The sequence below is a fragment of the Rubrivivax benzoatilyticus JA2 = ATCC BAA-35 genome (assembly GCF_000190375.1).
GTDB classification, from domain to species: Bacteria; Pseudomonadota; Gammaproteobacteria; order Burkholderiales; family Burkholderiaceae_C; genus Rubrivivax; species Rubrivivax benzoatilyticus.
Window position 1 is genome coordinate 29,164 of sequence record NZ_AEWG01000144.1, and the last position, 13,362, is coordinate 42,525.

13 protein-coding genes are annotated in these 13,362 nt (G+C 72.7%); 5 read left to right on the forward strand and 8 right to left on the reverse strand.

Annotated elements, in window-relative coordinates; all coding sequences use genetic code 11:
- Positions 1-4 precede the first annotated feature (4 nt).
- The 3 genes from RBXJA2T_RS16110 to RBXJA2T_RS16120 all read right to left on the reverse strand — a co-directional run bounded on the left by RBXJA2T_RS16110 (position 5) and on the right by RBXJA2T_RS16120 (position 3,778).
- Positions 5-322 (reverse strand): DUF1840 domain-containing protein, encoded by a 318-nt coding sequence (locus RBXJA2T_RS16110; protein ID WP_009858478.1) that lies wholly within the window; start codon positions 320-322, stop codon positions 5-7.
- A gap of 82 nt (positions 323-404) precedes the next feature.
- Positions 405-2,501, reverse strand: coding sequence for a putative bifunctional diguanylate cyclase/phosphodiesterase (locus RBXJA2T_RS16115; protein ID WP_009858479.1), 2,097 nt, complete (start codon positions 2,499-2,501; stop codon positions 405-407).
- Complete coding sequence (locus tag RBXJA2T_RS16120; RefSeq protein ID WP_009858480.1) at positions 2,498-3,778, reverse strand: cyclic di-GMP phosphodiesterase; 1,281 nt, start codon at positions 3,776-3,778, stop codon at positions 2,498-2,500. The genes RBXJA2T_RS16115 and RBXJA2T_RS16120 overlap by 4 nt, the downstream gene beginning before the upstream one ends.
- A 240-nt stretch (positions 3,779-4,018) precedes the next feature.
- Here RBXJA2T_RS16120 and RBXJA2T_RS16125 point away from each other — a divergent pair, with 240 nt between their 5' ends.
- The gene (locus tag RBXJA2T_RS16125) at positions 4,019-4,201 is read left to right on the forward strand and encodes a DUF3563 family protein (protein WP_009858481.1); all 183 of its coding nucleotides are present in this window, start codon (positions 4,019-4,021) and stop codon (positions 4,199-4,201) included.
- Here RBXJA2T_RS16125 and RBXJA2T_RS16130 read toward each other — a convergent pair whose 3' ends face one another.
- Entirely contained in the window at positions 4,202-4,804 is a 603-nt protein-coding gene (locus RBXJA2T_RS16130; protein ID WP_009858482.1) for a rhomboid family intramembrane serine protease, read from the reverse strand.
- 11 nt (positions 4,805-4,815) lie between these two features.
- Positions 4,816-5,811: a recombination-associated protein RdgC gene (locus tag RBXJA2T_RS16135; protein ID WP_009858483.1), complete on the reverse strand. Its 996-nt coding sequence runs from the start codon at positions 5,809-5,811 to the stop codon at positions 4,816-4,818.
- A 186-nt stretch (positions 5,812-5,997) separates the two neighbouring features.
- Between RBXJA2T_RS16135 and RBXJA2T_RS16140 the strand changes: the two genes are divergently transcribed.
- Both RBXJA2T_RS16140 and RBXJA2T_RS16145 read left to right on the forward strand, forming a co-directional pair.
- Positions 5,998-7,527, forward strand: a complete 1,530-nt coding sequence (locus RBXJA2T_RS16140; protein WP_009858484.1) for a cobyric acid synthase — start codon at positions 5,998-6,000, stop codon at positions 7,525-7,527.
- Positions 7,524-9,038, forward strand: a complete 1,515-nt coding sequence (locus tag RBXJA2T_RS16145) for a cobyric acid synthase (protein WP_009858485.1) — start codon at positions 7,524-7,526, stop codon at positions 9,036-9,038. Before RBXJA2T_RS16140 ends, RBXJA2T_RS16145 begins: the two co-directional genes overlap by 4 nt.
- Before the next feature lies 1 nt (position 9,039).
- Here RBXJA2T_RS16145 and RBXJA2T_RS16150 read toward each other — a convergent pair whose 3' ends face one another.
- The gene (locus RBXJA2T_RS16150; protein WP_237704896.1) at positions 9,040-9,417 is read right to left on the reverse strand and encodes a cysteine-rich small domain-containing protein; all 378 of its coding nucleotides are present in this window, start codon (positions 9,415-9,417) and stop codon (positions 9,040-9,042) included.
- 55 nt (positions 9,418-9,472) lie between these two features.
- Between RBXJA2T_RS16150 and RBXJA2T_RS16155 the strand changes: the two genes are divergently transcribed.
- Positions 9,473-10,060 carry a bifunctional adenosylcobinamide kinase/adenosylcobinamide-phosphate guanylyltransferase gene (locus tag RBXJA2T_RS16155; protein WP_009858487.1) on the forward strand — a complete coding sequence of 196 codons (588 nt, stop codon included), beginning with the start codon at positions 9,473-9,475 and terminating at the stop codon, positions 10,058-10,060.
- Between the two features lie 15 nt (positions 10,061-10,075).
- On the opposite strand, the gene RBXJA2T_RS16160 is transcribed toward RBXJA2T_RS16155, so the two are convergent.
- The gene (locus RBXJA2T_RS16160) at positions 10,076-11,632 is read right to left on the reverse strand and encodes a methyl-accepting chemotaxis protein (RefSeq protein WP_009858488.1); all 1,557 of its coding nucleotides are present in this window, start codon (positions 11,630-11,632) and stop codon (positions 10,076-10,078) included.
- A 316-nt stretch (positions 11,633-11,948) separates the two neighbouring features.
- On the opposite strand from RBXJA2T_RS16160, the gene RBXJA2T_RS16165 reads away from it, so the two are divergent.
- A complete protein-coding gene (locus RBXJA2T_RS16165; protein WP_029718859.1) occupies positions 11,949-12,782 on the forward strand; it encodes a nidogen-like domain-containing protein in 834 nt (277 codons plus the stop codon).
- Between the two features lie 101 nt (positions 12,783-12,883).
- Here the strand turns inward: RBXJA2T_RS16165 and RBXJA2T_RS16170 are convergent, their stop codons facing one another.
- A complete protein-coding gene (locus RBXJA2T_RS16170; protein WP_009858490.1) occupies positions 12,884-13,252 on the reverse strand; it encodes a DUF1636 family protein in 369 nt (122 codons plus the stop codon).
- Positions 13,253-13,362 lie beyond the last annotated feature (110 nt).

The window sequence follows — 13,362 nt, forward strand, 5'->3', positions numbered from 1 at the left end:
CGGTTCAGACGCCCCAGACGACCGGCTCGTCGGCCTCGTGCGCGCGCCGCAGCATCTGGATCATCGGCCAGACGCGGCTGCGCAGCGAGACCTGGCGCGCGATGCGCGCGGCCTCCAGCTCGTCGCCGGCGCCGGCTTCACGCCGGGCCTCGTCGTCCTCGGCGGCGGCGGCCTCGAGCGCGGCGATCGCGGCCGGCATTGCCGCCGGCTCGATGATGCCCTGGGCCGCCGGCTCGCGGCCGAGCAGGCGCAGCACGCGGTCACCGTGCGGCCCGAGCATGATCAGGTCGCCGGTGGCCTGGCTCTTGAACTTGTAGATCATCCGACGCGGTACCGAGGCTGGCGGTTGAACGGAGGCACCGATTGTGCTCCGCGCCGGGCCGAACGGAGGGCCGGACGGCCGCTCAGCGCACGAGACGGATGTGGCGGCCGCCAGCCGTCGGCATCGGCCGCGGGCGCGGCGGCGGAAGGTGGCGATCGAAAGCCGTGGCGTCCATCGCCGGGGCGTAGAGAAAGCCCTGGAAGGCGTCGCAGCCGAGCTCGGCGAGGAAACGGCGCTGGGCCTCGTTCTCCACGCCCTCGGCGATGACACGCTTGCCCAGCGCCTGGGCCAGCTGCGTGATCGCCCGCACCAGGCCGACGTCGGTGTCGTCGTCGGGCAGGCCGGCGACGAAGCTGCGGTCGATCTTCAGCCGCCCGATCGGCACGCGCTTGAGCGAGCCCAGGCAGGAGTAGCCGGTGCCGAAGTCGTCCAGCGACAGCTGCACGCCCAGGCGCTCCAGCGCCTGCAGCCGCTCCAGCGCCTCGTCGGCCTTGTCGACGAGGATGGACTCGGTCAGCTCCAGCTCCAGCAGGTGCGCCGGCAGGCCGCTGACGGCCAGCACGTCGGCCACCTGCGAGACGAAGTCCGGCTGGCGGAACTGCAGCGCCGAGACGTTGATCGCCACCGTCAGCGAACGCCCGGCCTCGTGCCACAGCGCCGCCTGGCGCACCGCCTGCGACAGCACCCAGTTGCCCAGCGTGACGATGAAGCCGCTGTCCTCGGCCACCGGGATGAAGGCCGCCGGCGCGATCTCGCCCAGCTGCGGGTCGCGCCAGCGCAGCAGCGCCTCGGCGCCGCAGACGGCGCCGTCGCGGAAGCGGATCTGCGGCTGGTAGTGCAGGCGGAAGTGGCCTTCCTTCAACGCCTCGCGCATCGCGTGCACCAGGCGCACGTGCGAATGGGCCTCGCCGCCGGGCACCGGCTCGGCGAACCGGTAGCCGGCACGGCCGGCCGCCTTGGCGCTGCGCACCGCGGCCTCGGCCTGGCGCACCAGGTCGTCCAGCGCGTGGCCGTCCTGCGGGCACAGCGCGATGCCGATGCTGCAGGTCAGCGAGAACGGCGTGCCCTCGGCCTCGAAGGGCTGGCCGTTGACGATGTTGAGCACACGCAGCACCGCCTTCTGGGCGCTGGCGCGGTCGGCGTCCTGCAGCAGCACGGCGAAGTTGTCGCCGCCGATGCGCGCCAGCACGTCCTGCGAACGCAGCACCGCGCCGATGCGCTCGCCGACCTCGCAGAGCACGCGGTTGGCCACCTGCTGGCCGAAGCTGTCGTTGACGCGGCGGAAATGGTCCAGGTCGACGACCAGCAGCGCGAACGACTGCTGCTCGCGGCGCCAGCGCGCGGCCGCGTCGCTCACCTTCTCGGCCAGCAGCGCGCGGTTGGGCAGCCGGGTCAGCGCGTCGTGCGAGGACAGCGCCTCCGACAGCGCACGCACCTTGACCAGCTCGGTGAGGTCGGAGAACGAGTAGACACGCCCCTGCGGCCCGGCGCGGCCCCACAGCGGGCGCGTCACGCGCTGCACGGTCTGGCCCTCGACGAGCTCGAGCCGCTCGGTCGACGACAGCAGCGGTGCGGCCAGCAGCGCGGCCAGCCGGCGCTCGTAGCCGTCGGCGTCGAGCGCGCGGCGGCGCATCCAGTCGTGGATGCCGGCGCTGTCGCGCGCTTCCAGCATCTCGTCGGGCACGCCCCAGATCTGCGCGAAGCGGCGGTTGAAGGCACGCACGCGGCCGTCCAGGTCAGTGACCAGGATGCCGTCGCCAGTGGACTCCAGCGTGGCCTGCAGCTCGGCGACGACGGCTTCGCGTTCGTCTTCGGCGCGCTGCTCGCCGCTGCGGTCGCGCAGCGTGACCAGCGCGTGCGTCGGCACGCCGGCGGCACCGCCGGGCAGCGGCTGCACGTGGCGCTCGACGTGCAGCATGCCGCCGCCGGCCGTGCACAGCAGGCTGTCGGAGCGCAGCGACGCGAAGCGCCCGGTGGCGATGTCGGCCCAGTACGCGAGGTCTTCCGGCGTCGCCAGCCAGTGCGTCACGCGGCGGCCGACGAGTTCGCCGCGCCCGGCCTGCAGCAGCCGTCCGGCCTCGGGGTTGGCGGCGACGACGGTCTGCCCGGCGAGCTCGACGATGCAGCCGGCCAGCGGCAGGCTGTCGAGAAGCGGCGTCCAGGCAGCGATCAGGTTCACGCCCCGATCTCCGCGTCGAGCGCCTCGACCTCGGAGACGGTCGGCGCGGGCTCGAAGAAGTAGGTCAGGCGGTGACGCGGCGCGAGGTACTCCAGCGCCTCGCGGGGCAGCTTGGCCGGGCTCAGGCTGCGGCGGATGCCGATCTCGGGCTCGGTCTCCAGGTCCAGGAACAGCGCCTCGTCGCGGGCGATGCGCGCGTCGTGCACCAGCAGCCGCGGCCGCAGCGGGCGCGAGGAGTTGACGCTGACGACCATCGCGTAGCGCTCGTCGGTCAGCTGCACCACCGAGCCGGCCGGATACACGCCCATCATCTTGATGAAGGCGTTGAGGATCGCCGGGTCGTACTTGGTGCGCGACTGGGCGAACAGGATCGACAAGGCCTCGTGCGGCGTCAGCGCGCGCGCCAGCAGCGCCGGGTTGCACAGGTTGTCGTAGCGGTTGACCAGCGACACGATGCGCGCGCCGGTGGCCATGCGCTCGACGCTCAGGCGCATCGGGAAACCCGAGCCGTCGGCGTTCTCGTGGTGCTGGGCCAGCACCAGCAGCGCCGCCGGGGTCAGCGCCATGCGCCGGCCCTGGGCGACGCCGCGCGCGACGTGGTCGCGGTAGGCGTTGAGCTCGACGCTGGTGAAGCCGTCGTCGAGGTGGTGCAGGCGGTCGGGGATGTCGATCTTGCCGACGTCGTGCATCAGCGCGCCGACGCCCAGATCCAGCATCTCGTCGCGCTGCAGGCCGAAGCAGCGGCCGAGCAGCAGCGAGATCACCGCGACGTTGAGCGCATGCGCCGTCGCGCGGTCACCCGCGCCGGTGCTCAGCAGGCGGATGCACATCTCGCCGTCGATCAGCATCTTGTCGAGCAGCGCGCCGGTCAGCGACTCGGTCGCGGTGCGTGCCTGCTCCGGGCGCTGCGGCACCGCGTCCATCGCGTCGCGCCAGGCGCGGCCGGCCTCGAGGTACTGGCGCTCGCACTGCTGGGCGGCGGCGCGCTGCGCGGCCAGCGCCTCGCGGCGGCGGCGCGCCTCGCGCTGCTCGGGCGTCTCGAACGGCGCCTCGGCACGCTCCTCGGCGGCCACGGGGGCCGGCGCCTCCTCGCCCTCCAGCACGCTGCGCTCGGGCACCCAGCGCAGCCGCTGCAGGCCGAGCGAGCGGATCGTCGCGATCTGCTCGGGCGAGCTGATGCGGAAGCTCGACAGCGGGAACGGATGCGACATCCACCCCAGATCGAGGTGGACGTACATGCCGACCCGCAGGTCATGGACGGCGATCGTTTGCGACATCGGTGGGTGACAAAGCCGGTTGCGCCGTGCCGTGGCGGGCACGACGGGCGGTATCGACACCATTTCGGCAGCCGCCAGCCGGACTTGAACGAAGAATGCCACGCTGCGTGACACGCTCACGGTCCCGGCGCTGCGCCCGGGAAGAGGCTCTGATTTATCACAATCCGGCATGGCCTGAGCGAGGTCAAACTGGCCGCCAGACCATCGGAGCGGGCCGGCCAAAAGCGGGCCTGTGGAGCCATGAGCGTTGTCGAGATCCTGAAAGCCCTGCTGCCCGACCTGGAATCGCAGCACGAACGCGACGAACACTACCTGGAGGCGGCCGAAGACGACGCCGACCTCGAGCGCCGCCTGCACGAGATCGAGGACCGCGGCCGCAACGTGCCGGCCCAGGCGATCACGCTGGGGCTGTACGAGCGCTGATCAGGACAGCCAGGTCGACACCGCCGCGGCGAGTGCCGCCGGGTCGGTGATCGCGACGAAGGCCAGCCCGGCGACCGCGCCGCCCAGGTGCGCGTCGTGGTTGACGCGGCCGAAGTCCTGGCGCGAAGCCCAGATCGTGTACGCCAGATAGCCCAGCGCGAACAGCGGCGCGGGCAGCGGCACCGGCAGCGGGAAGACGTAGAGCGAGCCGCTCGGGAAGTACAGGATCGAGGCGAACAGCACCGCCAGCACGGCGCCCGAGGCGCCGAGCGTGCGGTAGGCCGGCTCGCGCCGGTGCTGCAGCCAGGTGCCGAAGGCGCTGGCGACGATGCCCACCGCGTACAGCGTGGCGAACGCGCCGCTGCCGATGCGCCGCTCCAGCATGAACGCGAACGCCCAGAAGGTGAACGTGTTGAACAGCAGGTGCGGCCAGTCGGCGTGCAGGAAGGCCGAGCTGACGACCGTGCCCCACTGGCCGCGGCGTGTCACCCAGAACGGGCGGAACAGCCCGCGTTCGAGCCAGTCCTCGCGCCACTTCAGCGCCACCGCGCTGGCGACGACGATGACGAGCAGCAGCAGCGTCGCGACCGGGGCGCCGAACATCGTGCCGGCGCTCAATCCCAGGGCGCGTCCGTGCTGGCCGTCGCGGCGGCCGGGGCACCGGGCGCCACCGCGGGCACCGGCAGCGGCGCCGGCGCGGCGTCGCCGCGCTCCTGCCAGCCGCCCAGCGCCTCGGCCAGGTCGGCGATCAGTTGCGACAGCTCGCCGGTGACCAGCGCGACGTCGCCGTCGAAGTCGCGGCCTTCACGTTGCGCCTGGGCCTCGGCCTGCTCGAGCACGCCGTCGAGCAGCTTGATGCGCTTGATGGCCATCGATTCCGCGAGCACGAAGGACACCCGGCCCTGCCAGGTCAGCGCCAGCTGCGTCGGCAGCTTGCCGGCGCGGATGTGCTCGCCGATCTCGTCGAGTTCCAGCGTGTGGCGCGCGTAGCGCACCGCGGCCTTCTCGCTGTCGGGCTGCTTCAGTTCACAGTCGCGGTCGATCGTGAAGCCGGCCGGCGCTTCCTTGTCGGCAAGCCAGGCGGCCATCGCGGTGGCCGGCGCGAGCTGGGTCTGCGCCAGCCCGAGGCGAAAGCCCCCGCCCATCAGCTCGACGAGGCGGGTGACGATGGCGTCGGCCTTCTTCGCGCCGGTGACGCCGAGCACGACGAGCCCGGCCTTCGGCGCGATCCAGACCATGGTCGCCGAGCGCTTGGGGAAGGCGCGCGGCAGCAGCTCGCGCACGATCTCCTCCTTCAGCTCCTTGGCGCGTTTGCCCTTGGGGCGGCGGCCGGTCTCCTGCTCGATGGCGTCGAGCCGGCGTTCGAGTTCGTCCTTGACGACGCCGCCCGGCACGGCCTTGGTCTCGGCACGCAGCTTCAGGATGATCTGGCCGCCGACGCTCTCGGCCAGCGCGCCGTGGTTCTCGCCGCGCGGCTCGACGAAGCCCGAGGACTCGGGGTCGGTGGCGCCGCAGGGCAGGAAGCGGGCGCCGGCCAGACGGTCCTCGATCTCGGCGAGATCGGGCGCGTCCCAGTGTTCGATGCGGTAGACGAGGGCGTTCTTGAACATGCGGCGACAGAGGGGAGTCGGTCCCCGGCGGGCGGGGAAACGGTCGAATCTAGCAGGTCGGGCGACCGCGCCGCACGTCGGCGGGTCGCCGGGATAATCGCCCGGCGCCGCCGTGGCGCCCCGCCGACCGCCGAAGTGACGCCCGTCCCCGACCTCCCGCCGCCGCTGCCCGATCTCCAGGTTCCGATGCTCGACGCCGCCGTGCCGCGGCGCGGCCGCGCGCTGATGCTGCAGGGCACCGCGTCCGACGTCGGCAAGAGCCTGCTCGTCGCCGGCCTGTGCCGCGCCTACGCGCGCCGCGGCCTCGCCGTGCGCCCGTTCAAGGCGCAGAACATGAGCAACAACGCGGCGGTCAGCGCCGACTCCGACCTGCCGCCCAACGCCGACGGCAGCCTGCCGCGCGGCGAGATCGGCCGCGCCCAGGCGCTGCAGGCGCGCGCCTGCGGCGTGCCGCCGTCGATCCACCACAACCCGGTGCTGCTCAAGCCCCAGTTCGGCGTCGGCTCTCAGGTCGTGCTGCGCGGGCGCGCGCTGGGCAACTGGCCGGCGCGCCACTATCACAACCTCAAGCCGATGCTGATGCCGGCGGTGATGGACAGCTACCGCCGCGTCGCCGCCGAGGCGGATCTCGTGATCGTCGAAGGCGCCGGCGCCGGCACCGAGGTCTACCTGCGCCACTGCGACATCACCAACATGCGCCTGGCCGAGGACGCCGACCTGCCGGTGGTGCTGGTCACCGACAACGACCGCGGCGGCGCCATCGCCGCCGTCGTCGGCACCCACGTGCTGCACACGCCTGAAGAGCGCGCGCGCATCGTCGGCTACGTCGTCAACAAGTTCCGCGGCCACTTCTCGCTCTACGAACCGGCCTGCCGCGTGATGAGCGAACACACCGGCTGGCCGCTGCTGGGCGTAGTCGAGTGGTTCGACGCCGCGACGCGCCTGCCGGCCGAGGACGCGCTGGCGCTGGAGCGTGCGCTGCCCGGCGGCAGCGCCGGCGTGAAGATCGTCGTGCCGCAGCTCGGCCGCACGGCCAACTTCGACGACCTCGACCCGCTGGCCGCCGAGTCCGGCGTCGCCTTGCACTGGCTGCGCCCCGGCGAAGCGCTGCCGGCCGACACCGACCTCGTGCTGCTGCCCGGCTCGAAGACCACGCGGGCCGACCTCGAGACGCTGCACCGCGAAGGCTGGGCCACCGACATCCTGGCCCACGTGCGCCGCGGCGGGCGGGTCGTCGGCCTGTGCGCCGGCTTCCAGATGCTGGGCCGCGTCGTGCGCGACCCCGACGGCCTCGAAGGCGCGCCCGGCGAGACGCCCGGCCTGGGCCTGCTCGACGTCGAGACCGTCATCACGCCCGACAAGCGCCTCGTCGAGGTCGACCGCCTGGACCGCGCCAGCGGCTGCCGCGTGCGCGGCTACGAGATGCACATGGGCCGCACCGCCGGCGACGGCCTGGCGCGGCCCTGGCTGCAGCTGGACGACGGCGCCGGCAGCGCGACGCCCGAAGGCGCGGTGTCGGCCGACGGCCGCGTGATGGGCAGCTACGTGCACGGCCTGTTCGCCGCCGACGCTTTCCGCCGCCACTTCCTCGAACGCATCGGCGCGCAGCGTTCGGCGCTGGACTACGAGGCCCAGGTCGAAGCGACGCTCAACGCGCTGGCCGATCACGTCGAACGCGCGCTGGACCTCGACGCGCTGCTGGCGCTGGCGCGATGACCGCGCCGCTGCCGTTCGACCCGGCGCCGGCCGTGCCGCGGCGCGCGCGCCGGCTGATGGTGCAGGGCACCGGCTCGGACGTCGGCAAGAGCCTGCTGGTCGCCGGGCTGGCGCGCGCCTATGCACGCCGCGGCCTGGTGGTGCAGCCGTTCAAGGCGCAGAACATGAGCAACAACGCCGCCGTCGCCGGCGAGGCCGAAGGCGGCGGCAGCGGCGAGATCGGCCGCGCCCAGGCGCTGCAGGCGCGTGCCGCCGGCGTGCCGCGGTCGGTGCACCAGAACCCGGTGCTGCTCAAACCCGACAGCGACGTCGACGCCCAGGTCGTGCTGCGCGGGCGCGTGCTCGGGCGCTGGCCGGCGGCGGGCTATCAGGCGCTGAAACCGCGGCTGCTGCCGGCGGTGCTCGACAGCCTGGAGCGGCTGTCGCAGCGGGCCGACCTGGTGCTGATCGAAGGCGCCGGTTGCGGCGCCGAGGCTTATCTGCGCCCGCAGGACATCAGCAACATGGGTCTCGCCGAAGCCGCCGACCTGCCGGTGCTGCTGCTCGGTGACGAGTCGCGCGGCGGCGTCACGGCTGCAGCGATCGGGCACCACACGCTGTGGTCGGCGAGCGAACGGGCGCGCGTGGCCGGCGTGCTGGTCAACAAGTTCCGCGGCGACCCGGCGGTGTTCGCGCCGGCCGCGGCACAGATCGAGGCTGCCACCGGCTGGCCGGTGCGTGGCCTGGTGCGCTGGTTCGACGGTGCCGCGCGGCTGCCGCAGGAAGATTCGCTGGCGCTGGACGCCGCGGCCCGCCGCCGCGGCGGCGGCGGCCTCGTCGTCGCCGTGCTGCGCACGCCGCGCCTGGCCAACGCCGACGACCTGGACCCGCTGGCCGCCGAGCCCGGCGTCACGCTGCGCTGGGTGCAGCCGGGCGAGCCGATCCCGCGCGAGGCGCAGGTCGTCGTCATCGCCGGCTCCAAGTCGACACGCGCCGACCTCGCCTTCGTGCACGCCCAGGGCTGGACGCACGACCTGCACGCCCACGTGCGCCACGGCGGCCACGTCGTCGGCCTGTGCGCCGGCTTGCAGATGCTGGGCCACGTGGTGCACGACCCCGAGGGCCTGGAAGGCGAACCCGGCTCGACGCCCGGGCTGGGGCTGCTGGACCTGGAGACGACGATCACGCCGGCCAAGCGCCTGCTCGACGTCGACGCGCTGGACACCGCCAGCGGCGAGCGCGTGCGCGGCTACGAGATGCACATGGGCCGCAGCGAGGGCGCGGCGCTGTCACGCCCCTGGCTGCGGCTGGACGGCCGCGCCGAAGGCGCGATGTCAGCCGACGGCCGGGTCGCCGGCAGCTATCTGCACGGCCTGTTCGCCGCCGACGGCTGGCGCCGGCGCTGGCTGGCGGCCTTGGGCGTCACCGGCGGCGTCGACTACGACGCCCGTGTCGAGGCCCTGCTCGACGCCTACGCGGCCCAGCTCGAAGCCGACCTCGATCTGGACACGCTGCTGGCGCTGGCGCGCTGAATCAGGCGCCGGTCGTCTCGTCGGGCAGCGCGTCTTCGGGCTGCTGCGGGTAGCGCCGCGTCTGCGGCAGGCCGCGCCAGTGCACCGGGCGCTCCAGCCACTTCTGGATGAAGTTCCAGGACTGGCGGTAGCCGTCGTGCGGCAGCGTGCAGGCCGAGCAGTCCTTGCGCTTGACGCCATTGGCGCTGACGAAGACCTGGTAGTTGCCGGGGCACTCCAGCGCGCTCAGCGGGCAGTAGCAGAACAGGCAGTTGAACTCGCGCTTGACACCCGGGTGGCAGGGGTAGAACGGGCAGTCGCTGTTCGTGAAGCCCTTGTAGGCTTCGTTGGTCGTCGTGTCCTTGGGCTGCATCGCGCGGGCTCCGTCGTGGAACGTCATGCTAACCAGCGCCGCGCCGCCTTGCCTGACAAGGGGCTCGTATGATCGCCGGCCCTTGCCCGACGCCAGAACCTTGCATCCCGGACACGAACTGATCCTCGGCGGCCAGCGCAGCGGCAAGACGCGCCGCGCCGAGCAACTGGCCGCAGACTGGCTGGCCACGCCGGGCCACGAGGCCGTCATCGTCGCCACCGCCACCGTCAGCGACGACGAGATGCGCAGGCGCATCGAGCGCCACCGCGCCGACCGCGCCGCGACGCTGGCGCGCGCCGGCTGCATCGAGGAGCCGCTGGCCATCGCGGCGGTGATCGCCGCGCAGTCGGCGCCGCAGCGGCTGCTGGTCGTCGACTGCCTGACGCTGTGGCTGACGAATGCGCTGTGGCCGGCGATCGTCGGCCTGGACGCGCCGGCGCTGGACGACGCCGGTTTCGACGCCGCCTGCCGCGAGCTGTGCACGGCGCTGCGCGCCGCGCCCGGCCCGGTGGTGCTGGTCAGCAACGAGACCGGCCTGGGCCCGGTGCCGGCCGACGCCGCGACACGGCGCTGGCTCGACGCCTTGGGCCAGTTGCACCAGGCGGTGGCCGCGAGCTGTGCGCGTGTGACCCTGGTCGTCGCCGGTCAGGCGCTGGCCGTCAAGCGCTGACGGCCGGGCGCCCGCTCAGATCCGGAAGACCTCGACCGCCTCGCGCAGGCGGCGCGCCTGTTCCTTCAGGCTCTCGGCGGCGGCGCCGGACTCCTCGACGAGCGCGGCATTCTGCTGCGTCGCGCGGTCGAGTTCGGCGACCGCCTTGTTGACCTCGCCGATGCCGGTGGACTGCTCGTGCGCGGCGCCGGTGATCTCGGAGATCGTCGTCGACACGCGCGCCACGCTCTGCTCCAGCGCGGCCATCGCGTCGCCGGCGCTGGTCACCAGCGCGCTGCCGGCGTCGACCCGTTCGACCGACTCCTGGATCAGCGACTTGATCTCCTTGGCCGCCTGGGCGCTGCGCTGCGCCAGCGTGCGCACCTCGCCGGCCACGACCGCGAAACCGCGCCCCTGCTCGCCGGCGCGCGCCGCCTCGACGGCGGCGTTCAGCGCCAGGATGTTGGTCTGGAAGGCGATGCCGTCGATGACATTGATGATCTCGGTGATGCGGCGCGAGCTGTCGTTGATCGCGCCCATCGTCTCGACGACCTTGCCGACGGCCTGGCTGCCGCTGACCGCCGACGACGCCGCCTGCTCGGACAGGTCGTGCGCCTGACGCGCCGACTGGGCGGTGCTCTGCACCGTGCCGGTCAGCTCCTCCATCGCCGAGGCCGTCTGCTGCAGGTTGGACGCGGTCTGCTCGGTGCGCGCCGACAGGTCGGCGCTGCCGACGGCGATCTGCGAGGAGGCCGTGGAGATGCTGTCGATCGAACCGCGCACGCTGGCGATCGTCGAGCGCAGCGACTTGACGGTGGCGTCGAGCTCGGCCAGCAGGCTGTCCGGATGGGCGGCGTGCACGGCCACCGTCAGGTCGCCGGCGGCGACGGCCTTCATCGCCGCCATCGCCTGTTCGGGCTCGCCGCCGATCTGGCGCAGCACGACACGCGCGATCCAGAAGCCCGCAGCACCGAGCAGCAGGATCAGCGAGCCGGCCAGCGCCAGCGCCTTCAGCGCCGCGGCACGCACCTGCGCCGCGATGCCGTCCATGTACAGCCCCGAGCCGACCATCCAGTCCCAGCCCGGCACACGCTGCACGTACTGCAGCTTGGCCTGCGGCACGGTCTCGCCTGGCTTGGGGAACATCACCTCGACGAAGGTCCTGCCGCCGGGGCTGGCCTTGAGGCTGGCGATCATCGCGCCGATGACGTCGACGCCGTTGGCGTCGAGCACCTTGCCGACCATGCGCTGGCCGGCCCATTCCGGCTTGCTCGGCACGAGCACGTTCACCGAGTCCAGCGTCCAGATGTAGAAGTAGTCCTTGCCGTCGGGGCCGAAACGCGAGTCGCGCAGCGCGTCGACGGCCGCCTTCTGGGCTTCGTCGACGCTCATCTTGCCGGCCTCGGCCTTGGCCCGGTAGGCGTCGACGATGGTGTAGGCCGACTGCACCGCCGCCACCAGCTCGCCCCGCCGCCCCTCGATCAACTGGTTGCGCAGCTGCCAGAACGACAGCGCCGACAGCAGGCCCATGCCGGCGACGGCGAGCACGATCAGGCCGACGATCTTCGAGCGGAATGACGAGAAGGGATTCAACGCGGGCTCCTGCAATGCGGGTCGAGCCGCGCCAGCGCGCGACGGAAACTGCGTTCAAGTTCGGCATCGCCCCCGATCTTCTTGAGGCCGCCCGGCGCCGACCGCGGGGAAAAGAGTGAATTCGCTGGCATTCCGCCCGCGATCGGAGCGCCCACGCGGGCTGTCGGCCGGCCTTACAGAAGTTCCGCGTTGGCCACACGCCCGCTCATAACTCATTGACTGACAAAGGGTTGTGACACTGGCCCGCACTTTGCAGACGCCCGGATTGCCCGGCACGAGCCGGATCTGGACCACACCACACCTGAGAAAGGTCAAGATGAACACGAGTCTCCGAACCCTGGCGCTCGCGGCAGCGGCAGGTCTGGCGATGGCGTCCGCCGGTGCCGCGACCGTCACGATCCCGCAGTCGGCGCTGAACGCCTCGCCGGGCGTCTACACCCCGGGCGGCTACTACACCGATGCCCTCGGCGCCAACATCGTCACCACCGGCGGCGGCAGCGCGGCCAACGTCGGCCAGGCCGACGGCCGCAACGACGACGGCTTCATGCAGCTGAACCTGGGCTTCGACTTCAGCTTCTTCGGCACGACGTACAACAGCCTGTACATCAACAACAACGGCAACGTCAGCTTCGGCGGCGGCATCTCGGCCTACGTCCCGAGCGGGCCGACCGGGGCCAACGCGCCGGTGATCTCGCCGTACTTCGGCGACGTCGACACGCGCGGCGAGAACTCCGGCGTCGTGCACTACAAGCTCTCGGCCAACGAGCTGGTGGTCACCTGGGACAACGTCGGCCGCTTCGCCGGCAGAGACGACCTGCTGAACTCGTTCCAGCTCGTGCTGCGCTCGGACGCGTTCGCGGTCCCCGTCGGCGAAGGCAAGATCGGCTTCTTCTACGAGCAGATGCTCTGGGAAGTCACCGACACCAGCCAGGTCGCGGCGGTGGGCTTCGGCGACGGCCAGGGCAACGCCGAGGTGCTGCAGGGCTCGACGCAGGCCGGCCTGTTCCGGGCGCTGAACAACAAGTACATCTGGTTCGACGCCAACCTCGACGTCGTCGACCCCAACGACGTGCCGGAGCCGACGACGCTGGCGCTGGCGCTGGCGGCGCTGGGCGCCGCGGGCTTCTCGGCGCGCCGCCGCAAGAGCTGAACGGCGCAGCAGAAGGCAAAGGGGCACCTCGGTGCCCCTTTCTTCTTGAGCCGGGCCGGCATCGATCCCGGATCACGCAGCGCCGGCCCGCGGCCTGCAGCTCAGGCCGGCGGCGGCAGCCGCGCCAGCGTGCCCCGGCGCAGCGACTCCGGACGCTCGCGCCACGGGATCTGCCCGTCGGGCAACGCCTGGTGGCGCGCCGCGGCGGCCAGCAGGTCGGCGGCGCTGGCGGCGTCGGCCTGCAGGTCGCCGAAGACGTAGCTGGTCTTGCCCGGCGCCTGCAGCGCGGCACTGCAGCCGCGGCCGCAGGCCGACAGGCAGGCGACGGCGCGCACACGCGGCGCATCCGGTGTCTGGGCGGCCAGCGCCTGCACGGCATCCAGCAGTTGCTGGCCGGCGGCGACACCGTCACGCGGCGCGCCCGGCGGGCGGCAGGTGTGGCAGACCAGCAGTTCGGTGGTGGCGCTCATCGTCGTTCTCCTTGGATCTGGTGGGCCGGCACGCAGCGCGCGCCCCAGCGTTCGGCCCAGGCGGCGCAGCGGCCGATGGCCACCGGACCGTCGTCGTGGTCGACGACGAC